The sequence below is a fragment of the Octadecabacter arcticus 238 genome, assembly GCF_000155735.2.
In the GTDB taxonomy this organism is placed as follows: domain Bacteria; phylum Pseudomonadota; class Alphaproteobacteria; order Rhodobacterales; family Rhodobacteraceae; genus Octadecabacter; species Octadecabacter arcticus.
This window is the reverse complement of the sequence record NC_020908.1, coordinates 1,710,076-1,735,561: the sequence shown is the minus strand read 5'-3', so window position 1 is coordinate 1,735,561 and position 25,486 is coordinate 1,710,076. Positions and strand designations below refer to the sequence as shown.

Here is a 25,486-nt window from a genome sequence, read left to right as displayed (position 1 = left end):
GAACCTATACACTTTCGAAGATATGACTTGGAAAATGGCAGCGTAGGGTCTATGAGCAAACTGTCCGGAAAACGGGACGAAGTTCACTTCCTCAATGATCTCAAATGCAGACCGCAACTCCACCAAGTCCTCGTCAGGCGGCGCAGTGTCTTCGGAGATATTCTGATCAAATGACCATTCAGTCATGTTCGCCCCCTAACCGTTTGGATAATTCCAAGCATACAATCTCCATCGACGGACGCAATGCATCCAACGACGGCCGCGTATATCTTTGCCCCGTGATCGATAGCGGCGTGTGGTTTAGCAGCCGCCCTACAATCTCCTCCAACACACCAGCTTCCATCGCCACGGTCGCAAATGTCCGACGATGCATGTGCGGATTGTACTTGAGCCGCTCTGGCCTTGTGATGTGACCGGACTCTGACTTTGGCGATGGAAACACCCACTCCCTGCTGAGGGGACGCAGCGGTGCCAGGATCTCATGATGAAGCTGAAGGATAGGTAGATCAAAGCTGCGTCCGTTCTTGGTCATCGGCAGATGAATCCGGTCTTCGTGTATTTGATCCCACTTCAAGGTGAACACTTCAGTTTTGCGAAGGCCGGTAAACAATAGCAGCTCGTAGAATACCCGATGGATTGGATTGGGCAGATCATCAATCGTCTTCCACCAGTGCTTCAGGTTCTCAATAATCCGCCCGTCCGGCTTATCTTCAAACCACTCGATTGCCATCGTTGGGCATTCCGGCAGATCACCAGTCCGGCGAGCATGGTTATAGATGGCGCGAAAGCTGCGAAGCACATGATTGGCGGCTGACGGCGATCCAGCCATGTCGTGATGACGGCGTACTGTCATCGCCTTGCTGATCTCGTCCAGGGGCAGGCGCATCCAGTCTTTCAGATGAAGCGTAAGCTGGGCCCGCATCCCGACCTTGTTGGTCTCAGAACGCAGCTTTGGACGTGCCAGATACACTTCCATTGCGGCTTCCAAGGTGGGCGCGCCAATCTGAGCCGCCTTCCCTGCCCCTCTGCCCATCTCCAAAGCAAACCCGAGAGCGGTCTGCCGTGCGGCTTGCGCTGAGATGATGGGAAACCGGCCAATCAGGATCCGCTTGGTTTGACCTCCAACGTCCTTTTGAAAGTACCAGGTCTTCGAGCGCTTCCCCACAAAGAGCACCAGCCCTTTGATCTCCGCATCCCAGTACTTGTCCGTCCCTGCTTTCGCATGCGGCAATTTGTTAGAAAACGTCTCTGTGAGCTTTGGCATATTCTGTCGGCATTTTGTAGGTAACGCCACGCAACTGTGCGCTACCCTATGCAACCCAATGCAAAATAAAAGTCAACAAAAAGAAACAGTAAGGTGCTCAGTAATACTGTATGAAACTCAGAACTCTTGTTTGGAAAACTGGGGTCTTAACCATTACACAACGCCCGCTTACTAAAAGCTTCCTATTTCATGGGTGATAGGGCGTCAAGACAGCGATCGCATGAGCTGCACATGCAAACGCTAAACATGTCTCCAAACGGCCCTGAGGGTGCTGTCAGAAGAATGCGAACCAGTCTCAGTTCACAAGCAACCTCAATCTCGTAGGCTGCGCAGAGGCCGCGCCACTCAGTCAGAGCGGCGGCACGGTTCAGCTTGAAATTTGATCGGCTATAAAGGTGGCGCTCCGCATTGAAATGGTTGTGAACTGAGGCATGGACGGCGACAAATTTCTGTAAAGTTCACATCTGCCTAAATCGAAGCATAGCCCGCTCTTTTGGTCCAACTGGCTGGTGTGAATTCTCCACCCTGTTATTACGCCAACGCCTGGTTTCTTGCTGATCAGCGTTGCCGATCACCCTCATCGCTGCGCCGTGGGAACGTAGTTTATCGGTGACGAAGACATGTTTGGATCAATGGCGTTTCATGGTTTTCCTCAGGAATTTAAAGGCTGCCTTGCGATCACAGCGCTTTGTGATGAAGGATACGAGGACTTACCCTTCGTGATCCACTGCCCACCAAAGATAGTGCGTCTCGCCGTTAATCTTCACGAACACCTCGTCCAAGTCCCACTGCCAATTTGAATATGCGCGCATCTGGCTGACCCTTTTCTTGCGGATCACAGCGGCAAACAGCGGGCCAAATCTGTTCCACCAAAATCGAACCGTCTCATGGCTGATGTCGATGCCGCGTTCGTGCAAAAGATCCTCGACATTCCTGAGCGAAAGCGGAAACCGAAAATACATCATGACGGCCAGACGGATGATTTTGGGGCTCGTCTTGAAGTAACGAAAGGGGGAACGTTTTATCATCCACAAAAGCTATGTGCTCGCCCTGCCCGCTCTGCCGCAACCAATCTTGCTATGACAGTGCCCTAAAATGCGCTGTCCATAACCGCACTGAGACGGCGAACAAAACTCGCCGGATCGGCTGGAATTTCACCTTCAGAAATCCGCGCTTGGTCTAGTAACAAATGCGCAGCATCTTTCAGCAAATCATCTGACGCAGCGCCTTCGGATTTTGCGCGTTCTGCCAGTTTTTTCACCATTCGATGGTCCGGGTTTAACTCAAGAATGCGCGGCATGCCGTCCTGTAATTGTCCATGCTGCTTCAGCAATCGCTCCAGGTTGACATCCATATCTCCGTCATCAGCGATAAGACACACGGGGCTATCGGTTAATCGTTTAGATGGGCGGACATCTTTAACAGCCTCACCCAGTTCCATTTTGATCGCTGCTATCAGCTCATTAAGACCCATGGAACTTGCGTCATCATCGCTATCGTCGTCTGCATTCTCGTCACCGCTAATTTTATCAAGATTGGTTGCTCCACGCGTTACGGACTTGAATTTCTTACCTTCAAATTCGGTGATGTGTTGAAGCCAAAACTCATCAACATGATCTGACAAAAGTAGCACTTCCACGCCCTTAGCTTTGAACCCTTCAAGATGTGGGGACTGCGCGATCTTTTTCGCATCTTCCCCAGTGATGTAGTAAATCTCGTCCTGGCCCTCTTTGCTGCGTTCTACATAATCTGACAGGCTCGTCAGTTCGCCGTTGTGGGTGGACGAAAAGCGGCAAACTTCAAGAATTCTGTCCCGTAGACTTGGATCTTCGATCAAACCTTCTTTGAATACCGCTCCAAAATTCCCCCAGAATGTTGAATACTCATCTGCGGCCTTTTGTGCTTTCTTCTTAAGTGCCCCGATCACCTTTTTGGTGAGTGCGGTTTTTATTTTGGCAAGCGCAGGGTCAGATTGCAGCATCTCACGAGACACATTCAGCGACAGATCCTCTGAATCAACAACACCGCGTAGAAACCGCAGGTATGTCGGGATAAGCCCCTTGGTGTTCTCGGAAATAAACACCCGGTTCACATACAACTTCACATGGCTTTTGCGTTCGGCGTCATACAGATCAAATGGTGCTGATGATGGGACGTAAAGCAGGCTTGTGTGGCTGACCATGCCTTCAACCCGATTGTGCAAGGTAAGCCAGGGCTTGTCGAATGCATGGGATGTATGATGGTAGAATTCTGTGTGCTGGTCGTCGGTAACCTCTTTGGGGTTACGCGTCCAAATGGCTGACGCCGAATTTAGCGGTTCCGCATCAAGCAGCACCGGAAAGCTGATGTGATCGGAATATGTTTTAACGATATGGCGAATGCGCGCCTCTTCGAGGAATTCTTTCGCGTCTTTCTTCATGTGCAAAATAACGGTCGTCCCGCACTCGGTTCTGTTGCCGGGCTCGATTGCAAACTGCCCTTTGCCGTCTGAAGCCCACAACCAGCTTTGTTCTTCTCCAGCTTTGCGTGTCAAAACATCAACGCTATCAGCAACCATGAAAGCCGAATAGAAACCCACGCCAAACTGGCCGATTAGTCCTACTTCGCCTTTCTCACCTTCCTTCAGAGCTTCAAGAAAAGCACCGGTGCCTGATCTGGCGATTGTTCCGAGTGTTTCGAGAAGATCATCGTGGTTCATCCCAATACCGTTGTCCGAAACCGAGAGCGTCTTAGCCTTTTCATCTGCCGCAAGCAAAACAGCAAATTGATCGGCATTCTTAGCGAGTGACGGATTAGTAAGGGTCTCATAGCGAAGTTTATCGCAGGCATCAGAGGCGTTTGATATCAATTCTCTGAGGAAAATCTCGCGATTTGAGTACAGAGACCCGGCGACGATGTCGAGCAGTTGACCAACTTCCGTTTGAAAGGAGAACGTCTCTTTAGCATTTGTATCTGTCATAGGAAACGCCTCGCATTTTTTACGGAAATTCGTCGAATTTGTTAGGAAATATAGAGCGGTGAAAGCCGTGGTTCAACCGACTTTATTGCATAAGCCGCCATCCGAGGATTCATCACATGAGTCCAGAATGGCACCTGTCAGCTTGTCTCGTTGAGCCCTTTTTTTTCAATCAGGCAGGCCGTGTCCTTAACTCGGCACTTTTCCACAGCATCGGCTCGTCGCGACCTTCGCTGCGCCGTCCCCCAATGTCCACTTTGGACCGCTCAGATCAATTTAAAGACAACACCACCTGCCCGATAAGCAGCGTTAGCGGCAACGTAACGAAGCTCAGTAGTGTTTGTGTTGTAATGATTGCCGCCATCAGGGAGGCATCTCCCCGCATTTCACGAGCAAGCGTGTAACTGGCCACACCAGTGGGCAAAGCAGCGAAGATCAAGGCAATTTGAAAGGCTAATGGATCGGGCCCGAGGATCCACGCGGCTAGAATAACCGCTGCAGGGTTAATCAGAAACTTGCCAATCATCGATAACCCGATGATCTTAATGGACCCCGTAAGCCCACGAAGTTTGAGGTTAGCACCGACACAGAGCAACATCATCGGCAATGCCGCATCACCAAGAATACGGGTCATTTCATGCAGCACCGGGACTGCGTTTAACCCAGCGAGGTTGAAAAGCACCCCAGCACAGATGCTCAGGATCAGTGGGTTTTTCACAAGCCCATGTAAGATTGATTTGCCGCCCCCACCTAGCTGCCGCGTCATCAAGGTAACGACCGTGACATTCACCACCGGCACCAAAAGTGCAGAGCCTAGCACCGCGATCTGCAATCCCGTCGTTCCGAAGACAGCCTCCGCTATTGCGAGGCCGATGAAGGTATTGAACCGCGCACTGCCTTGCAAAAGCGAACTGGCCTGTGGAGCCGCAACCCGGCGTCCAAACAACCACCCGCAAAAGATTGCAGTAAAGAAACCCGCATAGAGGAGAACTGCGTAATTTCCCAACCCTCCGCTCAAATCAGCCACAGAGATTTTAGCGAAGAACAACGCTGGCATGAGAACCCAATAAACCAGCCGGTCATTTAGGTTCCAAAACTCAGTCGAAGGGATACCACCACGCCGCAACCCGTAGCCCATCAGGATCAGGGCAAAGACCGGTGCAATGGCCAAAAATATTGTCAGCATTTCCGCGAACCTCAATAGGACTTGTAAGTGCTAGGTGACTGTTTCGACTGATACAATACATGCGCGTGTTCGTTCACTGTCGGTCTGGCCCATATCTGACCCTCAATAATCAATATAGTGCTCAAGTACCGCTTTCGCATAACTGCGATCCGCGCCCACGAACAAGGCATTTGGGCGGTGGCAGGGTATTGGCGCAAGCCATCCGCCAATTAGACAAGCCTACGGAATGGCACAGGACAGGTTGCGCAATAACAACAAGAACCCAAATCACAACCCTACGAAATTTCCGTCTGTCACACGTAACGGGGTGCGCATTTCCCCTGTGTAAAAAGAGCCTCGGAAGGACCCAACACTTCAAGCTTGCGCGTTTTATTCTGCCACAAAGGGTGAGAAGGAGACTTTCGCCGCTGTGTCCACCGATGATTGCAATGCGAACAAATTATGAGTTCTCTGTGCTGGCGCCAAGGGCTGTTTTCTTGGTGGTGCAAATTTATGCATGGGTTAAGCTGTGCAAAACTTCAACCCATAAGAAGCAACCCCTCATTTCTCTATTCAACCAACCAGTGCAATTTAATCGCCAAAGGCCACACAAATGAATGCAATCACCAAACTCTCAGTTAATGCTAACACCACCCCAGACACCAACGACCTAGACGGCTGGGTTGTCGTTGACGGAAATCCGACAATGCGTACTTGGGCTTTACATACGAACTCGGACGGCACCATGCTATCGGGCGTGTGGGAAGCAACACCTGGCACCTACCATGCAACATACACAGCTTATGAATTCGTCCACATGATCTCTGGCCGCATCGTAATTACACCAGATGGCGGAACGTCTGTAACGGTTCGGGCCGGCGATGCCTTCGTTGTAGAAGCTGATTTCAAAGGGACATGGAAAATTGAAGAGCCAGTGCGCAAGCACTTTGACTTTAAGCTATAGCAGACATCCTCACACGGTACCGCATCAGGCATTTTGGGCTCTTGAACTATGGCCAGACCAAGTACGTCGCAATCAAACTTAGAGGATGACACATGAGCACTTTCGATGAGAGAGGTGGTCCTAGTAATTCGACCAGTTTGCAGCCTTGTTAAGATGGATCAGGGTTTCATTTAGGCTGCCAATCTAATTGGTTCTGTTTTGCTGACATAGGCCTCATCTGGGGTCAATATGCCGTGGGTCGAATGTGGGCGTTCAGAGTTGTAATAGGTCAGCCATTTGCCGATCCCAGTCCGCATTTCAGAACCTGTCTCAAATGCATTCAGATAGACGCATTCATACTTCAGCGACCGCCATAGGCGTTCAATCATGCGATTGTCACGCCACGCGCCTTTGCCATCCATGCTGATCTTGATCTTTGCATCCGTGAGCACGTCGATCGTAAGCATCAACGCTGCCCTTGATCAAGCTGCGTCTTTTGCCTTGGCCTCGGCGTTTTTAGCATCGATCATGTCCTGATAGGCCCACGGCATGAGATCGTTGATACGGTTTGCTTGATGGTCCTGGATGCGTTCCAGCACCCATGCGAGCCAGGCTTCGGGATTCACTTTGTTCATCTTGGCGGTCTCTATCAACGTATAAGCAATTGCTGCAGATTTGCCGCCTGCTTCTGATCCCATGAAGAGATAGTTTTTGCGTCCCACGGCCACAGGGCGCACTGCGCGCTCGGCTGTGTTGTTGTCCAGCTCAAGAAAGCCGTGATCAAGATAGGGCCGTGCCTTTGGCAGGCGCGCCAGTGCATATTTGATCGCCTTGGCCAGCGGCGTCTTGCTAGAGATCTTGCCCAGTTGCTCTTTAAGCCAGACTTCCAGGTCATCAAAGATCGGCTTGGCGTATTCCTGACGCAGGGCCACGCGTTCCGCAGGGGGCAGGAACCGCGCTTGTGTCTCAACATCATAGAGCTTTTTAATCCGCAGCACGGCTTCGCCCGCCACGGGCAGCTTTGTGCTTTCATAAAGGTCAAAGAACTCACGCCGCACATGGGCCATGCATGCCATCTCTTTGACCCGCCCCGTGCGGTAGGCGTCATTATACCCAGCATAGGCATCCGCATGGGCGTAGCCTTCATAGCTTTCGAGATGCTTGCTGGGATGCTCCGCCTCATGGCTGGTGGAGAACTGGTACCACACCGCAGGTGGAGCTCCGCTGGCCCAAGTGTCTTCTTTTCGGGCATAGACCCACAGTCGCGCGGTTTTGGTCTTATTCTTTCCTTTGCCATTGCCCTTCTGGAGCAGCTTGACCGTTGTGTCATCCATGAAGATCGCCTGCGCCTCAAAGACGTGATCGCGGATTGCATCTGAGACGCGCTCCAGCAGTTTGGTGCATTTGCCGACCCATCCCGCCATGAGCGATCCACTCAGATCAATGCCCTCGTTGGCAAACATCTGGCTCTGGCGATACAGCGGCAGATGATAGCCGTATTTACAGCACAGGATGTGGGCCATCAGCGCGGGGCCGACAAAGCTCTTCGGAATGGGTCGGCTTGGCATCTCAGCCTGAACAACGGCCTCACAACAGGTGCAGGCCAGACGCGGGCGGCCAATTTGGTTCACGATGTAATGTCCCGGGACATATTCCAACTCCTCCATCACATCCGTTCCAAGCACTTTGAAGCTGCCGCCACAGTCGGTGCAAGCATCACTGGGGGTGATGGTCTTTTGGACACGCTTCAGCCCCTTTGGGAAAGGTTTGCGCTTGCGCGGTGTGCGGGGCGGCTTGGCCTCAGCGTCAGAGGGTTCATCATCTGTCTCAACGGCTTGTTCGATCTCAAGTTCTTCAAGGATCAACTCAAGCGCCAGCTGTGCACTGCTTTCCGACTTTGAGCCAAAGCGGTGCTTGTTGTGACCGTGGAGTTGCAGGCGCAGATCGGCGATGATGGTGTCTCGGTTCTGGATGGCCCGCGCATGAGCGGTGCGCTCGGCACTCAGGGCGGCGTCCACTGATGCCATCTCATCCTTGAGGCGTTTTTGTACCGTCGCATGGCCAAGGGATGACCCGAGAAACGCTTGCTTCAGCTCTGACAATTCCGCTGTTTGCGCGGCAACGTATGCCTGTACTTCAGGGGGCAGATTAGTCAGATTTGGAGGGGTCTTACTCATGCCATTACATACCAAATCTCGGGCATCATGGGAATCCCACAAAGGCAAGAAGTCCTATAAAACATACAGCTATCCAACCATACTTGGACGCCATGTCTTCTTGAGAATACGCCAGTCTATGCCTTCCATCAGCATCGCAAGCTGTGCGCGGCTTAGGCTGACTTTACCTTCCTTGACTGAGGGCCATACGAACCGTCCACGTTCAAGCCGTTTGGTAAACAGGCACGCGCCCTGACCATCCCACCAGATCATCTTGATCTGATCGCCACGACGGCCACGGAACAAAAATAGATGCCCCGCGTAAGGGTCAGCTGCAAGAACCTGCGCGGTCTGCGCCGCCAGCCCGTTGAAGCCGCGCCGCATATCCGTAACTCCTGCGGCAAGCCAGATCTTCGCATCCCCCAAAACAGGGATCATGCTGCAAGTCCTCGCGCCAGTTCCAGCACAAAGCCAGCATCAACCCCGTCGCTCACGCTCAGCTTGCGACCGTTCTCAAGTGTGATCTCAATATGGGGGACAGGTAAGATGCTGGTGCCGGATGACGCAGGCGTGTCCACCATACCCGCATCGGCAATCTCTACGGGGGTGAACTGGCCTATATCTGATTTGTCAGGCTGAAACCGCCCATCGCTGCGCCATGCATAAATCCGGTTGGTGCCCACACCGTGCTTCTTGGCAACCATTGGAACACTCACGCCAGCAGTGTGGCTTTCCGCTACAAGCTGTCGCTTGAAATCATCCGTGTATTTGGAACCTCGGCCACGCCTAGTCTTGTTCATCATCAAAATCCTCATATCGCGCCAGCCATATCGCCAGCTTCGCGCAATAATCGCACCTTAGATCATGCCAAAAAAAGAGGGGGTTCCCTGTATGTTTACCGTCGATCCAAGCACCACTGGTAAATTGGCTGCCTTGGTCCGTGTTAAATATCTCTGGCTTGCCGTGCTTTGCCCGTGCCTCTTTCAGGGCTTCAACGCAGAAGTCCGCGTCCATGCTGTTGGACAACCGCCAAGCAAGGACTTTGCGACTGTACCAATCCATGATTGCCACCAGATACAGGAAGCCACGCCGCATTGGGATGTAGGTAATGTCAGCACACCAAACTTGGTTTGGGCGGTCGATCATGACTTTTCTAAGCAAATACGGCCAGATCTTATGCCAGGGGTGTTTCTTGCTGGTGTTGGGCTCCTGATAGATCGGGACCAAACGCATGAGCCGCATTAGGCGGCGCATGCGATGCCGGCCGCATTTGTGGTTGTTGCGTTTCATGTAGCGCGCCATCTGGCGGGACCCGTGCCATGGCGTTTCGAGGAATTGCTTATCAATGATCTACATGAACCCTCGGTTCTCAGCGTTCTCACCCTTGGGTTCATAGTACGGACATTGCCGCGCCATAGGAACGTACGGACAGCATGTCTCACGTACAATTTTGCATCGATGGCCTTCCACCCTTTTTGATGATTGGCCATGCCAAGTTGTAGGGCATGATGTCATCGTGGTGTGCTCTCCAATGCGCATCTATTCCGCCCCAACCCTTTCCAGTGAATACTTTGCCACACTCGGGGCATATCTTGTGAATTGAAACTTGGTCAGCATTTTGCAGCGCAGAGGGACCTGGCTGTCGACGTGCAGCTGCGGCTACGGAACTTTTGAACAAGTTCGTACTTAGTTGGTTGATTGTGCGAAGACCGTCTTCATCCCAAGGACTATCCACCGGAACACTTCTACGCAAAGCTGACTCCACTAAGACAGGTCTGGTATCACCGCTAACAGGCGTGACCATATAGCCGGAGATGCCGTCGCCAATTACCATCAACTCCTCCCTTGGGCGGGACCTCCAAGTCCAAGCGGTCGTCAAACATATCAACGCATCGAGTTTGTCTTGGTCTGATTTTGTTGGACTTTGTAATTTACCCAACTCATTTGCAGCAGTCACAATAGGCTCGACTCCCCATTGCTGTGCCAAACTCGCAATACCATCTGTGACAAGCTCCCAATCGGCATGGACGAATGTTTTGCGTTGTCTAGGGTTGTACCTTGCTGCTCGTCTTCGGTGCCAAATGGTTGGGATAATCGACGCCAAGGCTAGGGCCGGGAATACTTCAATCAAGAAAAGGCCATGTGAGGCCTCTCTCGCAGCAGTGGGATTCTCACGTGCACCAACACGATCTAAGAACTGCCAAACGGGGGCACCCTGTCCAAACATAGACTCCCTGCTGCGGTTTGCTGGCTGAACTCCTCCTCCAATTGCATTTACGACACTCCCCACAACGCGTTCGACCGGCCTCATACCTTCAAAGCTGGGGACTAGAGTTGGTTGATCCAATGCAATAAGCGTGAAATCTGAAGCTGATGCCGCTCGTTGGACCATCTCGGTAGCTTCTTCAAATCGAACCAAACGGGGAGGCATAAAATCCACCAGATTCCCTTGATTGTGCGTAATCATACTAATTGCACCAGGGTTTTTGTCCGTCCATGCGGAGTCAAACCCGATAAGGGTTTCAATTGTCATGCAAGATCCTAAATATCTTCGCAATTAGGTTCCGGGTTAATTGAGTCCACAACCGCGTCAAAACACCCCCATACTCAGCCCTGCACCCATCGCCGCGCCAAGGTCACGACATCGGATTAGCTGTTCTTCGGGGATCGACTTCTCGGCCAATATTTCCTCAGTTTTTTGGGCAAAGGTGCAAATGATCAATGGTGGCTGCACTTGCTTGAGCCGCCAACCATGGGCAACGCGAGCGGTTTGGCGCGCTGCATTATGCCCATCCGAACCCGCACATACCATCTGTGCGTACGGGTGCCCCTCAATATGCCCAAGGACCGGATAATAGCTCCGGTCATAGAAGTCCTTCATTATGCCTGCGATCGCGGCAAGGTTCTCTGGGGCACAAAAGATGTAACCGTCTGCACGCAAGAGATCCTCAGGACCGGCATCTTCCGCAGTCTTTAAAATAGTCACTACTTCTTTGCATGCCGCTGAATAAGCCGCTTCGGCCATCTGCCTACTGCCACCTGTCTTCAGGGCAATCGCGTTTGGCTCATGTTGTTGCCAAGTCACTGAGAATGCTGCGTAAGAAGGTGGTGTCCCAGCCTGCACGTTTGATTTTTATGGAGAGAGAGCCCTTGGATGTGTCACGCCGGAGGACGTCGAGTGCGCGGCGACGTAGAACGGCGATGTTGCCGGGACCGTTGTCTTTCCGATTGCGTGCGGCGTCCTCGCGGAAAGACACATCCAACTGCCAATGAAGGGCATTTTCGATGGCCCAATGGTCGCGGACAGCGGCCAACAGCACCTCAGGTGTGGGAACCCAAGACAGCGCGAAGTAGCGGGTCTCTGAGGTCACCTTTCCGCCCGTCTCTCTGGTCGCCTCGATGCGACCGAACCCCTTGAGGCCAGGGAATTCGTGGTATTCTGCCAATGCCTTAGCCGATACCACGACCGCCTTACGGGTTTCTTTTCTTCCATGGCCGGTATTTTCCGTAACGGCTGTTGGATCGCTTTTGTGCCCCTTGCTGAAACATCCACGGGCGTCAGACAACAGGGATTCCTGGTTACCCTTGAGGGCGAGGCACCAATCACCGCCGCCTGCGTTGATTGCGGCAACCGTGCGGCGGTTGCAATGTAATGCATCACCGGTGACCACCTTGCCCCGCAGATCGATCAACCCAAGCGCCTCTATGGCCGCGCTGAGTTCTGTGCCTCGGTCGGCAGGTACTGTCGCCAACGTCAGGCGCAGCCGCGAGGCATAGGCTGAGACCATCATGCGGGTCCGTGCGCTTTCGCCCGGGTCGCGCGCACCCCGTAACGCTTTGCCGTCAATCGCGATGATATCACCGTCTTTGAGGAGCTTGGTCACATCGGCAAGTACCTTACTGAAGGCCGCATCGAGTGCCTTCGGGTCGATGATCCGGAAGACCTCCGAGAAGGTATCATGCGATGGAATGGCATGCTTGAGTTTCAGGAAGTTCCTGAAAAAGCTCTCTTTTGCACGGCCAAATGCGGCCATCTCGGCGCAGGAGGTCGATCCACATAAGACCGACACGAAGGCGATAACGAGCAGTTCACCAAGGTCGTGGCGCACGTTACTGGCGCGCGGATCAGGAACTTCGTCGAAGGCGGATAGAAAAATATGCATGGCGATGAGCACCCGATGAGAACAACCACCCATCCAGAATCCATCCCGCCATCACCTGCAAGAGCAATCCTTTACTCACTCAGTTCCAAACGCGATTCCCCTGCACCTGTCTTGGAGTGATAAACGATCAAAAGCTGCACCATCACATGATGTTCTAGAGCATCGACCAGTTTTCGCCAACTGACTTGAATGAAACAATTTCAGCACAACAAAACATTCACGATGGGATGGGGATTTGCGAGGTTTAGGTCTGCTTTGGTGATGGCAAGTAAGTTCAATATTTTGAAACCCGATAATTGCATAGGCTTCTGACGTTTAATTGTTTTGGTAGATCAAGTGTCAGCGGCTGCAACGCGCAGGACTTCTGGTGTTTCGATTGGATAAATATGGAACATGAAGGCCATATCAAAATGCACAACGACATCGGACGGAACGTCTTCGCTATCAAGAACAGTTTTTTTAGCCTGAACAATGGCGAGCATCACGCTATCCGCCGTGACACGTTCAATGCGGAGTGAGCCGACGCCTTGCCAATACCGCGTCATAAAAATGGTATATTTCATAGAAGTCTCCTAGAATTTAGTACTTAATTTATCGCACGAATGTCGTCGGGGTCCTTGTGGGTTGCTCATCACGATCCAGGCTAACATCCATGCTGCAATAGACGCCGTCATTCATCTCCTTGATGCAGACGTAACCCATCATTTTAATGTAATGATGCAGAGGGCCATATGTTAGTAAGCGGCGCTTCACGTCCCAAAACTCCACGGCAGTAGCTGCTTCAGATCATTCTGCTTGTGACCCCAAGCTAAGATCAAAATCGCCTGCGTATCGATCGGTAGTGCCCACGTCCGCTTCGGGGAAGACGGCAGGCGAGAATTTCGAACGGACCAACGGCAGCTAAGGTGTAGGTTTCTCGGACGCCACATGCGCACCGTTTGAGTGACGCGGCACGTTGCCTGGCGTCAGAGAAGCGCTCAAGCGGGAAATCGCGGGGTTGGGCTTGGTGGGCCGTTTGTTGCTATGGGGATTTGGGCTGTGGGCTTGCCTTGGATATGATCTGACAGACCCGTTTCACGTACCCCGTTAGGCTAAGCGCGGGGTCAGCCTTGCCAACATGTGGTCGAGCTGCGTGGTATTTTCTCGTCGTCATCAACTTTTTCCACATGGATAGTTTGATCAGCGTGTGATGATTGGTTCGCAGGAGATATAGCCTGCGGCTGCGAGTGTCGTTCGTGATGTACGGGGCGCGGATCATGCTGCGGCCCTTTGTGGTTTTGGTGGTGCTCGGGGGTGTTGTGCTGGCTCGATTGTGTCGAAGATGATCAGTTGCCCACCGCAACACGGGCATGGTAGCGCGAGGGTGCGTGGCGGCTTATCGGCATCGTCGGTGTTGGTGTCATCGATGTGCTGATGATCTGGCGTTTTGGCTCCGAGCAGCAGCCTGATCCTTGCGATATTGGCTGCACGGTTGCCGTTTCCGAAGAAGCCATAGTGACGGATGCGGTGCTGGCCTCTGGGCAAAACGTGGATCAGGAACCTGCGGATGAACTCTGACGTCGCCAGCGTCATGGTGGTGTGGCGACCCGCGCCTTTAAGACGGTAGTCTTTGAAGCGGAAGGTGACGCTGCGCGCATCGAAACGGATCAAACGGCTGTTGGATATTGCCACCCTGTGCGTGTAGCGCGACAGATAGGTCAACACGGATTTGGGCCCGGCGAAGGGTTCTTTGGCGTAAACGACCCAGTCGATTTGGCGCAGGGGTTTGAGAAATGCTTCGAAGGTATTGCGATCAATAAGGCCCGAATGTTCACCGAAGAATTGCAGCTTCCCGGCTTTGTGCAGCTTGGTCAGGCCTTCCAGAATGAGACGGCGATACAGACGGGACAGAACTCGGACGGACAGGAAGAAGTTCTTGCGGAAGCTGATCCATTTTGAACCATCCGTAGACAGGCCACCGCCCGGGACGATCATATGGATATGGGGGTGGTGCGTCATCGCCGAGCCCCAAGTGTGCAACACCGAAATCATGCCCGCACGCGCACCAAGGTGCTTGGGGTCGGCGGCGATTTTGATCACCGTGTCCGCGCTGGCGCGCATCAATAGATTGTAGATCTCGCGTTTGTTCTGATGTGCAATATCTGCGATCTGCTTGGGCAGTGTGAAGACCAAGTGAAAATACCGCACCGGCAACAGTTCTGCCTCGCGCGCCGCCAGCCAAGTTTTGGCGGCACCCGCCTGACATTTTGGGCAGTGACGATTGCGGCATGAGTTATAGGCGATGTGCTCGTGTGCGCAGTCGGCGCAGCGCGCGACATGTCCGCCAAGCGCCGCCGTGCGGCAACGCTCAATCGCACTCATGACTTTGAACTGGTTCAGGCTGATGTGGCTCTTGTTTGCCGCACGATACACAGCACCATGGGCGTGGAAGATATCCGCGACCTCCAGTAGTGGACCCGACATGAGAGCCTACTAGGGTCTGGCCTTGCCCTTCTTGCGCTTGGGCCCGTTCAGGTCATCCAGCGGACTGTCCACCGCCGCGATCATACCGGTTGCCACGCTCGCATAGAGTGCTGTCGTCGTCAGTTTGGCATGGCCAAGAAGCGCCTGAATGACGCGGATATCGACGCCGCTTTCCAGCAGGTGGGTCGCGAAAGAATGGCGCAAAGTGTGCAACGTGACCGGCTTGGTGATCCCTGCCTCCTGCGCAGTCTCTTTGAACAAGCGCGAGATCTGTCGCGCTGAGAGGTACTTGCCACAATAGCCGGGGAAAAGGACACGTTCGGACACTGGCACATCCCTGTCCTGACTGGTTGGCCGCTCTTTCCACCAGTCACGCAGAAGACTCAGAATATCCACAGGCAGCATGACGTTACGATCCTTGCGCCCCTTCGATTGCACGATGCGGATGATCTCCTGATCGCTATCAATATCGCCGACCTTGAGCCGCACGACTTCGCCTGCGCGCAATCCACAGCCATAGGCCAGCGACAACATTACCCGTGCCTTAAGGCTGGGGGCCATGGCTAAGAAGCGCTTGATCTCCTTCTTGCTGAGAACCAGCGGTATCTTTACCGGCTCTTTAAGGTGAAAAATCTCAGCCACGAGATCATGACGTCTCAGGGTCACGCGGAACAGAAACTTGACGCCAGTCATCGTCTGGTTCCGCGTGCAAATGCTGACGCCGCTCTCGACCAAATACTGCTGGAAATACTTCACATCGTCTGGCGTGGCAGTCTCCGGAGACCGCCCGAGCCAAGCCGCAAAACGCTTGCAGGCGCGCAGGTGGCTGGACTTGGACGCAGGGCCGAGATTGCGCCCTGACATATCCGCGATCATGCGCGCGCGAAGGGGTGTCATTGGTGTCGGTTGTTGAATGTTCATGGGAAAACCCTCTGTCAATTGAGGCAAAATCACCTCGACCAACAGCACACACCCAACATCACAAAAAGCGAAACAAATCCCTGTTCAACGCTACACCCGCAACAAGCGCCCCTAACGCGAAGCGATTTAGTGCATGGGCCGGTAGTGACAAATGCTGCGCCATGCACATTTCTACATGAAGGGCGGATAGCTGCCGTTCGCTGCAGCTGCGCCAATAGCTGCTTTCGAGTGAGCAGCGCTGGCGGTACAGCCCTGCATCTTGCTTAGAATGACGAAGCGCGTCTTGCGTTCCACAACCGTGCCTATCGCTAAGCGATTGAAAGCCCCCTTGATCAGATCTCCTTCCCAATGGCCGGGAACCAGGCGTGCCTCGATGTCTTCGGGACGATGGATAATACGCAACGTTTCCGGTACCATAGCGGATCCCGCCAAGGTATTGCGTCGCACGCCGCGTTTCGGCTTGGCCTGCCGCAGCGCCTCAATCATCAGCACCTTCAACCCGCCACGTGGTTGAGCGTAGATTGCAGCATAGATCGCTTCGTGACTGATGCGCTGACTGGGATCATCTGGATGCATAAGCATTAGTCTGGCCGCAATCTGCTCTGGCGACCAGCGCCAATGGATCAGACGGTTGCGCACCCAATCATAAAACGGGGCACCAGGGGCCAATTTCCGCGGCCGACCAGAACGTCGCTGCGCAGTATTATAAGCACGCCGTGCCACCTGAGGGTCGTAGCCACCAGCCACGACGCCCCGCTTCAATTCATGCCCGATAGTGCCGTGATGCCTCCCCAGAAGGAGGCCAATCTCACGCAGGCTTGAGCCCCGTTGATGTTCTACAAAGATTACGCCGCGTTCCTCGGCGTTCAAGTGTTTGTAGTGGCTTTCCATAGCAACATCCTATGCCCTCAGGGCGGAAGCTGTCGCAATTCAATCTTGAGCCTAAGCCATCCAGGCCGGATCTTCGCAGGCTTGAATTGCCGCTCTAATCTTCGGTGTTGTCGTCTCTTGGCTATGCAGTCGAACGAGCATCACGTTTCTCCTTCCGAATGTCCTCTAAAACCGACCTTGCCATGAAAAAGGCCTAACGCCGAGGATCAATGTGATCATCCGGGATGGAACAATTAGCCACTTGAATCGACTTGTATGCATACTTTAATTGGAGCGATCCTATGTCTGAGTGAAGCAGCTCATCGCAAATATCAAAAATAAATGAACTGAGAAATTTTTAAATTCAGGTAAAGTATAACATAATCCTTTGTCATTACTCGACAAACACGTGTACGCGTTGGGCAGCATTATTTGCAAAACCAGCCTGATCCCAAGGCGGATCAAGTGGTTGGATATTGCCATTCATATCGCTAGCACGACATCTCAAAATATATTCTCCCGGTTCAGCCTGCCATGACAATGACCACTTTTGCCACGCATAGCGATGTTTCTTTTCCAAAAGATTTGCTTTTCTCCATTCGCCGGCAACCTCAACTTCGACCTTAACAATTGGAACACCGTCGCCTGACCATGCCCTACCGACCAAATCAACCGCACCTGCTGATACAAAACGCTTGCGCGTCGACCAATCGGGAACCCCGGGCGGAACCATAAGAGATTTAACGCGTATAGTTTGAATGGGGATGCCTAGATCATCTTTATGCACCTTGAAACGATAGGTCTTAACCTGTTGATATCCATCATATGGCTCAGTCAATGCTGTGATATTTGTAAGCCACTTAACGCTTGCCATGCCATACCAACCAGGAACAATGACCCGCAAAGGAGCACCATGTTGAGGAAGCAGAGGTGCGCCGTTCATGGCATAGACCAGCAAAACATCCAGTTCTTTGATTTGAGCAAGTGTTAGACTGCGTCCAAAGAAGTGAGGTTCGCCCATGTCGTAACCGTAGTCCGCGCCGGTAAACGATATCTCGACAACACTGTTTTTGGGGCAAGATCTTTCAATTAAAGGTGCAAGTTTTGTTCCTGTCCATTCAGATGTGCCAACGGCTTCATACATCCAAGGCATAGAATGGGATCGCGGTGAAACACCGGCGCGACCATTGCCAGCGCACTCCATGGTTACCGGCATTGTTTCCGCAGGCAAATTCATAATTTCTGCCATCGACACCTCAAACGGCGCTTCAAATGAACCTGAAAACTTTAATCTATGTGCCTTAGGATCCAACACTGGAACATCAAAGTGATTGAGCAGATAATGACATCCCGTGGGGGTGATATCTAGGGCTAAAGTCTCCAACAAATTCCCACTATTTCGATTTGCCAAACCAACTTCAGCTTGGCTATAAATTCCGTCCACTGTTATTGGCTTATCAGAATAAATCTGAAATGGATTTTTGCTCATTGCTATGCCTATTTTTCTCAGTCAATTGGCGCACGTAATTTGGTATGTTTGGTGACGATACCACCCCGGTTCCCAACTTCAATTGTGCCATAACGTTCCTTGAAGGATTCAGGTAACGGGCGATCCCCTTCAATCGACAGCCATAAGCGCATCAAGTGGCGTCGTTGGCTTGGGTCCGGCCAGTCGAGGAATCCAGTGCGGTCGTGCAGCTGAGAGTGGTTGTAAACAAACTGCATATCCCCCGGCTGCAACTGCATGCCAAAACAAAGTTCGGGATTATTCGCCAAGGCGTCAAACATGTCCAACGCTTCAACATGCTCTGGAGACAGCCTCATGGCGCCTTCAAACCGTTGGGCGCTTTCAATATATTGACGTTGGTAAAAGACGGTCAGATAGCCCTCATACCAACTTAGCACTGGGATCTCCATATAAGGCTTGGCCCCATTTGGAATCTCGCCACGCCGGTCCGTTGCAATCGGATCAAAGAGTTTTTCCAGCAGATCAGGGTGTTCTTGCTTCATCCGATTATAGATTGTTTCCGCACTCACGAGCAGTGATTTTCCACCTTCTCTCGCTTCGCGGATGCACAGCAAACCAACAACATCTGCGCTATCCGTATGAAATGTCTGACGTTCGCAGGTCTGGTAAATGCGACTATTGGGATCGCTTTCATCCGCTCCGATATCACGAACATGGCCCAATATATGCCCCTCTGCATTCTGTGACCGCGCACTGCCCATATGCGCGCCAATGCCGCAAAATATTGTTGCAGCAAAGGCCTTTGAATAACCTGAAATTGGTAGCCCACGCAAAACCTCGAGACCAATGCCGGATAGAAGTTTTTGCTTTAGTTGCAAGATGTGCTCTCCAAATGCTGCGAGTGGAAAGGTCTCTTTTCTGATTTCAGCGACATCCAATCCTAAGCTTAGGAAGTGGGTTGCCGCGGCTTCAAGATCATCAACATCCACTGCCGTTAGCTGGTAAAGCCAAGCTTCTGGGGTTTTCACCATATTTTTGCCCAACCATGCAGAAGGCCCTTTAAAGGTCTCGGGACGTGCGTCTGGGGTGGATGGGTTTTGCATTTGAGTTCCTATTTTCTGGTTCAAGAGTTTTGTATGTGCATTGCTTTGCAAAACAAAATGACTAGAACTCATAGACTATGGTAGTTGGCCCCTCACTTGCGCTGCTGCGCGCGCTGCAAAGTATGCAAACGACTGGGAGCGTCTCCCAAACTGCCACTGCGTTGGGTGTTACCCAGTCAGCGATCAGCAGGTCCATTAGCAAATACGAAGACGGTATTGGCCTGAAATTACTGCGCCGTGACGTCCGCCCGCTGACTTTGACTGAGGAAGGCATGTTAGTTGTCGCCCATGCTCTTGAAATTGATCGTTCCATCCGGACGCTGAATGAACGGCTGAAGACCCTAAAACAAGGTAAAGGAGGTATAGTGCGTATCGGATCTTTTGGACCATCTGGGTCAACGCGCATCCTTCCTGATCTTATGGCTCAATTTGCCAAGTGCTATCCGGGGATTTCAATGAGCATTCTGGAAGGGTCCGATGAGATGACGCGAAAGGATCTGGTCAAGGGTAATGTGGACGTAGCCGTTCTGGGGCACCCAATTGATGAATTCGATGCGATACCGATAGCTGCGGACCAATTGGTGGCGCTTGTTCAAGATGGGTCCGCTTTATCTAAAGAACCCACTATTGGTCCTGCAGACTTGGCTGGTGCGCCTTTTGTGATGACCTTGGCAGGCAGTGAGGTCGCCATTCTGGAGTGGTTCGAGGGAGCGGCAACTACTCCAGATATAAAGCATCGTATACAACAAACCCATTCAATACTTGCACTGGTTAGAGCCGGAATGGGAAATGCTGTTGTTACCTCCCTGTCACTGCCGGAAGACGTACAAGGCGTGTCGGTAAAGCCGTTGCGCCATATACAGATGCGTCAAATCTATCTGGCGAAAAAACCCGTGCTCGCAAACTCCAAAGCAGTGAGCATTTTTTGGGATTTTTTAAGCCGAAAAAGGACTTTTGGTTAACATTATGATATCTGTCATCCACTGCGTGGCGCACCATAATAATATCCTGCGCTCCCAGCTCGTTGGTTTATCCAGACACCCTTAGAAGAGACACCTAGGTGTTCGTGATCCACGCGCACGTTTACGTCCCCTGCGCCGCCTGACGCCCAGTTTCTCCTCAGTATAAAGCCGGTACAGCTTCTTATGGTTCATGATCATTCCTTTGCGCTCCAAAAGTACGCCGATGCGGCGATAACCGAACGGCCGTCGCTTGCTGGCAATCGCCTTCATCTCTTTGCGAACTTCAGGATTATCCAGCGGTCGATCGCGCCGGACGGTCTTGGGGTCGACACCAACAAGCCTGCACGCCCGACGCTGCGAGATATCGTGATCCCGCATTGCCAAACGTGCCGCAGCCCGTCGCACATTCGGTGCCGTCAGCTCTTTCCCAGCAAATCCTTCAGCACAACATTGTCGAGCATCGTATCCGCCAGCAGGCGCTTGAGCTTGGCGTTCTCGTCTTCGAGTGATTCTAGGCGGCGGGTATCAGAAACGTTTATGCCGCCATACTTGGCTTTGAACTTGTAGAACGATGCAGGGCTGAGACCATGCCTCCGGCACACCTCAGCAGTTGGCATCTCAGCTTCTTGCTCTTTGATCATCCCAATAATCTGGGCCTCGGTAAAACGACTCTGTCGCATCTGTTTGCTCCTTCAAAGATTGAGCAAACTCTACATTAAAGTGAGGGGAATTTCGGGGGGGCAGTTCACCCTATATAACCGCTGGAAGCGTTGGAGTGACATGGGCATGTTCGCACGGATCATGATGGGGCTGGCAGAACGGGCCCCTGATAATAAGACAATCTCGATTGATGCAACCTACCCCAAAGCGCACCGCACTGCCTCAAGCCTGGGGTTAAAGAAAGGGGGCGTGGGCGTCTGATAGGGCAGACCAAGGGCGGCATGAACTCTGAAATGATCAAAGAAATTACAAATACTTTTCACACTCTACTATTTATTGACCCTGATACGTTGTCATTACAATGGCTGCAAATTAACAAACATTCAAAAATGTTTGTTTTTAAAGTGATCTGTGTTTAGATAATCGTATTAGAAAAGGGATGCATGTGACTGACGACGCTAAAACCCAACAAAAAGAAAGTGTTGAGGCTATTTTAGAGCCGAATCGTCGCACTCAACACCAGCGTTCAAGCGAAACGATTGAGCGTCTTTCCAAGGCGACCATCGCGCTTATGACCGAAGTCGGCTTCGTCAATATGACGACTACGAGTATCGCCGCACGCGCTGGAGTCTCACGCGGTGCGATGTTGCATCATTTTTCCAACAAGGTTGCTTTGGTGACCTATGCCACGGGTGAGATGTGGCGTGGCGTTGTTGACTACACTGATGACTTGCGCTGCCAATCCGACCCTGAAAATTGTGACCCGGAAGGCTTCGTTGAAGCTCTTTGGGCAGGTGCTATGGCGAAATCACACGTCTCGGTTTCAGTCGACATGATGTTGGCAGCAAACGGTAATCCTGTTTTGCAGGCGCATCTCGATAAATGGGTCGCAAGGATGTTTGACAGCTACCGCGCGGCTGGCCGGTACGCGTTTGGCCAAGCGGGTCTGTCGCTTGCGGAATGCGACGCGCTCATTGCTACAGTGGCGTCTACTTTGCGCGGGCAACGTGTTGCTCAAATACTGGCACCTGATCCTGCTGCTGCCAAAGCTGTTCGCTCGATGCTCGCAAAACTTCTACGTGATCAATTGAAGAGGAACGCTCAATGACGGCGCTACTATCAGCTAAAGGTTTGTCACGTAGCTTTGGTGGTGTGCATGCAGTCCGTGATATGGGCGTTGAGGTTCGAGAAGGCTCCATCACTGGGCTGATTGGGCCAAATGGTGCAGGTAAATCTACCTTGTTTAACCTCCTTAGTGGCGTAATTCGTCCACAATCAGGCACCGTCGTCTATAACGGTGAGGACATCACCACACTTGCACCATTTCGGCGCGCAAGACGTGGCATGATCCGCACATTTCAATTGTCGCGTGAATTCGGGCGTCTTACCGTGCTCGAAAACCTGATGCTCTCGCCACAGATGCAGCTAGGCGAGCGGCTCTGGCCCCTATTTTCGCGTCCCAGTGCAGTGGCGCGGGGCGATGCTGCGGTCTATGGTCGCGCCGAAGAAGTGATGGAGATCGCCGCTCTGACGCCGCTACGTGATGCTTATGCCGCTGACCTATCAGGCGGGCAGAAAAAGCTACTAGAGTTAGCGCGCACTCTCATGATCGACTGTGACCTGATCCTACTGGATGAACCCGGCGCAGGCGTAAACCCCGCCTTGATGGGAACGCTGACGGAAATGATCCACCGCTTAAACGCAGATCACGGCAAGACTTTCCTGATCGTCGAACACGACATGGATTTGATAGGGCGGCTTTGCAATCCAGTGATTGTGATGACCGAGGGCACGTTTCTGACCCAAGGCGTGTTTGACACGATCCGTGACGACCCACGCGTCATTGAAGCCTATCTTGGAGGAATGGTTGATGTCTGAGGCTATCTTGACGGTCAAGGATTTGCGCTCCGGCTACGGGCGTACTGTGATCTGCGACGAGATTTCGCTTTCAGTTGAGGCAGGCAGAATTACCTGCATTATCGGGCCGAACGGCGCCGGGAAATCGACACTCTTGAAAACTATCGCTGGGGTCATCCCTGCTATGTCTGGCAGCATCCGCATTGCCGGTTCCGAAATCGCAAGTCAGCCACCAGCGCAAGTGGCGCGGTCTGGAATGGCCTACGTTCCGCAAGAGGCGAACGTGTTTCGCGCTCTAACCACCCACGAAAACCTCGCTATGGGCGGTTGGATTGACGAAAGCCGTACGCGCCCTGGTCGTGACAAAGTTTATGAGATGTTTCCTGATCTCAAATCTTTGGCGCAGGTCCCAGCAGGGAACCTGTCTGGGGGGCAACGCCAGATGGTCGCCTTTGGTATGGCGTTGATGCTAGAGCCGCGCGTCCTGTTGCTTGACGAACCATCTGCCGGCCTTTCACCATTAATGGTTGGTCAAATGTTTGATACTGTTCGCCGCGTCAATGAAAGTGGCGTGGCAATTCTGATGGTTGAGCAAAATGCAGTACAGGGATTAAGAATAGCGCATGACGGCATCGTCATGGCTTCGGGCCGTATCGCGATGAATGCGCCTGCGGCAGAATTACTAGAATCCAAAGATGTCTCAGAACTATATTTGGGGTCGCGCACATGAGCTTGCAGATTTTCGTAAACGCGTTCGTTAATGCAGCCCTGATCGCCCCACCTGCTATGGCTTTCTCGCTGCTGTTCGGCATTCTGCGCTTTCCAAATTTTGCAATCGGCGGCTACATCACTGTGGGTGCCTTTGCTGCATATACGCTCAACGTTGCACTTGGGCTGCCGTTAGCCTTGGCCGCTGCGGGTGCAATGGCGTTCACTGGCCTTGTCGTTTGGCTCGCTCATGTGCTTGTCTTTCGCCCAATGGAAAGCCAATCCTCAGTAACGCTTCTGGTGGTTTCCATCGCACTGACATTGATTTTGGAGAGCATCGTGCGCTTGTTCTTCTCAGCCGATGTTCGCGGCTTCGACATCCCACTCGAGCGCCCATGGAAATTCTTGGGCGCACGGATTACGACTGAACAAATTGAGATCATAATCTGTGCAATTGTGCTTGCCACCTGTCTGCATATCCTGCTGCACCATACTCGGATCGGACGTGCAATGCGATCGGTCTCCGATAACCCGATGCTTGCCTCTATTCGCGGTGTCGATGCTGCAAAGGTTACCGCGTTTACGACAGTTTTGTGTGGCGCGATGTTTGGGCTGACGGGCGTGTTGGCGGGCCTCGATCTTGTGATCGAACCGCTGATTGGATGGAATCTGACCATTCCAATTTTTGCCGCCGCAATCCTCGGTGGGATTGGCTCCCCGTACGGCGCTATCCTCGGTGCATTGATGCTGGGTCTTGCCGAAGAGCTAACCGTCTTGGTCTTGCCCTCAACGTATAAAATCGGTGTTGGTTTCGTCATCATAACGGTGCTGCTTCTGTTTCGCCCTCAAGGTCTTTTTGGTACAGCGGAGATCAAAAAATGAGTGCATACCTTATTTCCATGACCACATATGCGGGCTTTTTTATGATCCTTGCTTTGGCTTTAAATTTGCAATGGGGCCTGACCGGAATGGTCAATTTCGGCATCGCAGGATTTTATGCGCTTGGGGCATACACTTCTGGCTTGCTGTCGGCCAAAGCTGGCTGGCCTTTGGGCGTGACGATACCAGCAGCGGTTCTGGTCGGGTTGGTCGCAGGTGGGCTTGTCGCACTTTTGTCAATGCGATTGCGAGAGGATTTTCTGGCAGTTGTTACATTGGGGGTCGGCGAGATGATCCGTCTCGTCCTACTTAATGAGGATCAAATAACTGAGGGCCCACGCGGCTTGCGTATCGAAGCACAGCCCTTTCGTGATATGATCAGCGTAGACTCTTACCCGTTTTTCTATCTTTGCCTTGTAGCTCTGAGTGTCGCAGTAATCTTTCTTATCTGCGAGCGTATCCGCAAGAGTCCGATGGGTCGCACGCTGCGCGCGATCCGTGAGGATGATGTGGTCGCGGGCGTCTTGGGCAAAAACGTGTTTCGCCACCGTGTGCAAATATTCGCACTTGGCGGCGGGTTCATGGGGTTAGCTGGTGCGCTCTATGCGCATTACACCCAAAATATCAGCCCCGAAGTTTTTATGCCAATGGTTGCCATGTTCATATGGATGTCTGTAATCGTGGGCGGTGCAGGCAACAATCGTGGCCTTCTGATTGGCGCAGGTACCGTCATCATGTTTCTTGAAGGAACGCGGTTCATCGGCGACGTGGCGCCATGGCTTGACGCTGAGAAGATGAGCTCACTTCGCATTATCACCATTGGGATGTTGCTGATCGTCACGCTGCGCGTGCGTCCCCGTGGACTGCTACCCGAGCCGAAGTTTATCTACCAAAAACCTAAAGACGCCGGAAAACCGGTGCGTTCAATAACCTGACAAGGAGAAGACA

Annotated in this window: 21 protein-coding genes and 6 pseudogenes; 8 read left to right on the top strand and 19 right to left on the bottom strand. The window is 52.5% G+C overall.

Features of this window, described 5'->3' with window-relative positions:
• Nucleotides 1–178: 178 nt before the first annotated feature.
• The 4 genes and pseudogenes from OA238_RS09045 to OA238_RS09030 form a co-directional block, all read right to left on the bottom strand.
• Nucleotides 179–1,264, bottom strand: coding sequence for a tyrosine-type recombinase/integrase (locus tag OA238_RS09045; RefSeq protein WP_015494940.1), 1,086 nt, complete (start codon nucleotides 1,262–1,264; stop codon nucleotides 179–181).
• Nucleotides 1,265–1,587: 323 nt separating this feature from the next.
• Nucleotides 1,588–2,292: pseudogene (locus OA238_RS09040) on the bottom strand (IS6 family transposase); the annotation flags it as partial.
• Between the two features lie 62 nt (nucleotides 2,293–2,354).
• On the bottom strand, nucleotides 2,355–4,223 hold the full coding sequence (gene htpG, locus OA238_RS09035) for a molecular chaperone HtpG (RefSeq protein ID WP_015494939.1): 1,869 nt from the start codon (nucleotides 4,221–4,223) through the stop codon (nucleotides 2,355–2,357).
• Between the two features lie 268 nt (nucleotides 4,224–4,491).
• Nucleotides 4,492–5,406, bottom strand: a complete 915-nt coding sequence (locus OA238_RS09030) for an AEC family transporter (RefSeq protein WP_015494938.1) — start codon at nucleotides 5,404–5,406, stop codon at nucleotides 4,492–4,494.
• A 592-nt stretch (nucleotides 5,407–5,998) separates the two neighbouring features.
• Here OA238_RS09030 and OA238_RS09025 point away from each other — a divergent pair.
• Nucleotides 5,999–6,349 (top strand): cupin domain-containing protein, encoded by a 351-nt coding sequence (locus OA238_RS09025; RefSeq protein WP_015494859.1) that lies wholly within the window; start codon nucleotides 5,999–6,001, stop codon nucleotides 6,347–6,349.
• A gap of 170 nt (nucleotides 6,350–6,519) precedes the next feature.
• Here OA238_RS09025 and OA238_RS09020 read toward each other — a convergent pair.
• The 14 genes and pseudogenes from OA238_RS09020 to OA238_RS08950 form a co-directional block, all read right to left on the bottom strand.
• Nucleotides 6,520–6,780 (bottom strand): annotated as a pseudogene (locus OA238_RS09020) (integrase core domain-containing protein); the annotation flags it as partial.
• A gap of 30 nt (nucleotides 6,781–6,810) precedes the next feature.
• Nucleotides 6,811–8,505, bottom strand: a complete 1,695-nt coding sequence (tnpC, locus tag OA238_RS09015; RefSeq protein WP_051076440.1) for an IS66 family transposase — start codon at nucleotides 8,503–8,505, stop codon at nucleotides 6,811–6,813.
• A 69-nt stretch (nucleotides 8,506–8,574) separates the two neighbouring features.
• Complete coding sequence (gene tnpB / locus OA238_RS09010) at nucleotides 8,575–8,922, bottom strand: IS66 family insertion sequence element accessory protein TnpB (RefSeq protein WP_015494728.1); 348 nt, start codon at nucleotides 8,920–8,922, stop codon at nucleotides 8,575–8,577.
• A complete protein-coding gene (locus OA238_RS09005; RefSeq protein ID WP_015494727.1) occupies nucleotides 8,919–9,287 on the bottom strand; it encodes a transposase in 369 nt (122 codons plus the stop codon). The genes tnpB and OA238_RS09005 overlap by 4 nt, the downstream gene beginning before the upstream one ends.
• 112 nt (nucleotides 9,288–9,399) lie before the next feature.
• Nucleotides 9,400–9,702, bottom strand: a pseudogene (locus OA238_RS34965) (DDE-type integrase/transposase/recombinase); the annotation flags it as partial.
• A gap of 220 nt (nucleotides 9,703–9,922) precedes the next feature.
• Nucleotides 9,923–11,017 carry a DUF429 domain-containing protein gene (locus tag OA238_RS08995; protein ID WP_015494936.1) on the bottom strand — a complete coding sequence of 365 codons (1,095 nt, stop codon included), beginning with the start codon at nucleotides 11,015–11,017 and terminating at the stop codon, nucleotides 9,923–9,925.
• 57 nt (nucleotides 11,018–11,074) lie between these two features.
• Complete coding sequence (locus OA238_RS08990) at nucleotides 11,075–11,509, bottom strand: flavodoxin family protein (RefSeq protein WP_015494935.1); 435 nt, start codon at nucleotides 11,507–11,509, stop codon at nucleotides 11,075–11,077.
• 40 nt (nucleotides 11,510–11,549) lie between these two features.
• The gene (locus tag OA238_RS08985) at nucleotides 11,550–12,680 is read right to left on the bottom strand and encodes an ISAs1 family transposase (protein WP_015494934.1); all 1,131 of its coding nucleotides are present in this window, start codon (nucleotides 12,678–12,680) and stop codon (nucleotides 11,550–11,552) included.
• A gap of 299 nt (nucleotides 12,681–12,979) precedes the next feature.
• Nucleotides 12,980–13,210 carry a hypothetical protein gene (locus OA238_RS08980; RefSeq protein WP_044036546.1) on the bottom strand — a complete coding sequence of 77 codons (231 nt, stop codon included), beginning with the start codon at nucleotides 13,208–13,210 and terminating at the stop codon, nucleotides 12,980–12,982.
• Nucleotides 13,211–13,901: 691 nt separating this feature from the next.
• Complete coding sequence (locus OA238_RS08970) at nucleotides 13,902–15,110, bottom strand: IS91 family transposase (RefSeq protein WP_015494933.1); 1,209 nt, start codon at nucleotides 15,108–15,110, stop codon at nucleotides 13,902–13,904.
• 9 nt (nucleotides 15,111–15,119) lie between these two features.
• The gene (locus OA238_RS08965) at nucleotides 15,120–16,031 is read right to left on the bottom strand and encodes a tyrosine-type recombinase/integrase (protein ID WP_015494932.1); all 912 of its coding nucleotides are present in this window, start codon (nucleotides 16,029–16,031) and stop codon (nucleotides 15,120–15,122) included.
• Between the two features lie 231 nt (nucleotides 16,032–16,262).
• A pseudogene (locus tag OA238_RS08960) lies at nucleotides 16,263–16,922 on the bottom strand (IS30 family transposase); the annotation flags it as partial.
• A gap of 373 nt (nucleotides 16,923–17,295) precedes the next feature.
• Nucleotides 17,296–18,390 carry a molybdopterin-dependent oxidoreductase gene (locus OA238_RS08955; RefSeq protein ID WP_015494930.1) on the bottom strand — a complete coding sequence of 365 codons (1,095 nt, stop codon included), beginning with the start codon at nucleotides 18,388–18,390 and terminating at the stop codon, nucleotides 17,296–17,298.
• 17 nt (nucleotides 18,391–18,407) lie between these two features.
• A complete protein-coding gene (locus OA238_RS08950) occupies nucleotides 18,408–19,472 on the bottom strand; it encodes a TauD/TfdA family dioxygenase (protein ID WP_015494929.1) in 1,065 nt (354 codons plus the stop codon).
• A gap of 77 nt (nucleotides 19,473–19,549) precedes the next feature.
• Here OA238_RS08950 and OA238_RS08945 point away from each other — a divergent pair, with 77 nt between their 5' ends.
• Nucleotides 19,550–20,434, top strand: a complete 885-nt coding sequence (locus OA238_RS08945; protein ID WP_015494928.1) for a LysR family transcriptional regulator — start codon at nucleotides 19,550–19,552, stop codon at nucleotides 20,432–20,434.
• A 96-nt stretch (nucleotides 20,435–20,530) separates the two neighbouring features.
• Here the strand turns inward: OA238_RS08945 and OA238_RS30000 are convergent.
• A pseudogene (locus OA238_RS30000) lies at nucleotides 20,531–21,114 on the bottom strand (transposase); the annotation flags it as partial.
• Between the two features lie 67 nt (nucleotides 21,115–21,181).
• Here OA238_RS30000 and OA238_RS33655 point away from each other — a divergent pair.
• The 6 genes and pseudogenes from OA238_RS33655 to OA238_RS08910 all read left to right on the top strand — a co-directional run.
• Nucleotides 21,182–21,390 (top strand): annotated as a pseudogene (locus OA238_RS33655) (IS5/IS1182 family transposase); the annotation flags it as partial.
• A gap of 149 nt (nucleotides 21,391–21,539) precedes the next feature.
• Entirely contained in the window at nucleotides 21,540–22,202 is a 663-nt protein-coding gene (locus OA238_RS28880; protein WP_015494926.1) for a TetR/AcrR family transcriptional regulator, read from the top strand.
• Nucleotides 22,199–22,972 carry an ABC transporter ATP-binding protein gene (locus tag OA238_RS08925; protein WP_015494925.1) on the top strand — a complete coding sequence of 258 codons (774 nt, stop codon included), beginning with the start codon at nucleotides 22,199–22,201 and terminating at the stop codon, nucleotides 22,970–22,972. Before OA238_RS28880 ends, OA238_RS08925 begins: the two co-directional genes overlap by 4 nt.
• A complete protein-coding gene (locus tag OA238_RS08920) occupies nucleotides 22,965–23,681 on the top strand; it encodes an ABC transporter ATP-binding protein (RefSeq protein WP_015494924.1) in 717 nt (238 codons plus the stop codon). The genes OA238_RS08925 and OA238_RS08920 overlap by 8 nt, the downstream gene beginning before the upstream one ends.
• A complete protein-coding gene (locus OA238_RS08915) occupies nucleotides 23,678–24,541 on the top strand; it encodes a branched-chain amino acid ABC transporter permease (protein ID WP_015494923.1) in 864 nt (287 codons plus the stop codon). Before OA238_RS08920 ends, OA238_RS08915 begins: the two co-directional genes overlap by 4 nt.
• Nucleotides 24,538–25,473, top strand: coding sequence for a branched-chain amino acid ABC transporter permease (locus OA238_RS08910; RefSeq protein WP_015494922.1), 936 nt, complete (start codon nucleotides 24,538–24,540; stop codon nucleotides 25,471–25,473). The genes OA238_RS08915 and OA238_RS08910 overlap by 4 nt, the downstream gene beginning before the upstream one ends.
• The last annotated feature ends 13 nt before the right edge of the window (nucleotides 25,474–25,486 follow it).

What these genes read in the sequence shown, in the direction of transcription:
- OA238_RS09045 (WP_015494940.1), bottom strand. Translation starts at nt 1,264, where the DNA reads ATGCCAAAGCTCACAGAGACGTTTTCTAACAAATTGCCGCATGCGAAA.
- htpG (WP_015494939.1), bottom strand. Translation starts at nt 4,223, where the DNA reads ATGACAGATACAAATGCTAAAGAGACGTTCTCCTTTCAAACGGAAGTT.
- OA238_RS09030 (WP_015494938.1), bottom strand. Translation starts at nt 5,406, where the DNA reads ATGCTGACAATATTTTTGGCCATTGCACCGGTCTTTGCCCTGATCCTG.
- OA238_RS09025 (WP_015494859.1), top strand. Translation starts at nt 5,999, where the DNA reads ATGAATGCAATCACCAAACTCTCAGTTAATGCTAACACCACCCCAGAC.
- tnpC (WP_051076440.1), bottom strand. Translation starts at nt 8,505, where the DNA reads ATGAGTAAGACCCCTCCAAATCTGACTAATCTGCCCCCTGAAGTACAG.
- tnpB (WP_015494728.1), bottom strand. Translation starts at nt 8,922, where the DNA reads ATGATCCCTGTTTTGGGGGATGCGAAGATCTGGCTTGCCGCAGGAGTT.
- OA238_RS09005 (WP_015494727.1), bottom strand. Translation starts at nt 9,287, where the DNA reads ATGATGAACAAGACTAGGCGTGGCCGAGGTTCCAAATACACGGATGAT.
- OA238_RS08995 (WP_015494936.1), bottom strand. Translation starts at nt 11,017, where the DNA reads ATGACAATTGAAACCCTTATCGGGTTTGACTCCGCATGGACGGACAAA.
- OA238_RS08990 (WP_015494935.1), bottom strand. Translation starts at nt 11,509, where the DNA reads ATGGCCGAAGCGGCTTATTCAGCGGCATGCAAAGAAGTAGTGACTATT.
- OA238_RS08985 (WP_015494934.1), bottom strand. Translation starts at nt 12,680, where the DNA reads ATGGGTGGTTGTTCTCATCGGGTGCTCATCGCCATGCATATTTTTCTA.
- OA238_RS08980 (WP_044036546.1), bottom strand. Translation starts at nt 13,210, where the DNA reads ATGAAATATACCATTTTTATGACGCGGTATTGGCAAGGCGTCGGCTCA.
- OA238_RS08970 (WP_015494933.1), bottom strand. Translation starts at nt 15,110, where the DNA reads ATGTCGGGTCCACTACTGGAGGTCGCGGATATCTTCCACGCCCATGGT.
- OA238_RS08965 (WP_015494932.1), bottom strand. Translation starts at nt 16,031, where the DNA reads ATGAACATTCAACAACCGACACCAATGACACCCCTTCGCGCGCGCATG.
- OA238_RS08955 (WP_015494930.1), bottom strand. Translation starts at nt 18,390, where the DNA reads ATGAGCAAAAATCCATTTCAGATTTATTCTGATAAGCCAATAACAGTG.
- OA238_RS08950 (WP_015494929.1), bottom strand. Translation starts at nt 19,472, where the DNA reads ATGCAAAACCCATCCACCCCAGACGCACGTCCCGAGACCTTTAAAGGG.
- OA238_RS08945 (WP_015494928.1), top strand. Translation starts at nt 19,550, where the DNA reads ATGGTAGTTGGCCCCTCACTTGCGCTGCTGCGCGCGCTGCAAAGTATG.
- OA238_RS08925 (WP_015494925.1), top strand. Translation starts at nt 22,199, where the DNA reads ATGACGGCGCTACTATCAGCTAAAGGTTTGTCACGTAGCTTTGGTGGT.
- OA238_RS08920 (WP_015494924.1), top strand. Translation starts at nt 22,965, where the DNA reads ATGTCTGAGGCTATCTTGACGGTCAAGGATTTGCGCTCCGGCTACGGG.
- OA238_RS08915 (WP_015494923.1), top strand. Translation starts at nt 23,678, where the DNA reads ATGAGCTTGCAGATTTTCGTAAACGCGTTCGTTAATGCAGCCCTGATC.
- OA238_RS08910 (WP_015494922.1), top strand. Translation starts at nt 24,538, where the DNA reads ATGAGTGCATACCTTATTTCCATGACCACATATGCGGGCTTTTTTATG.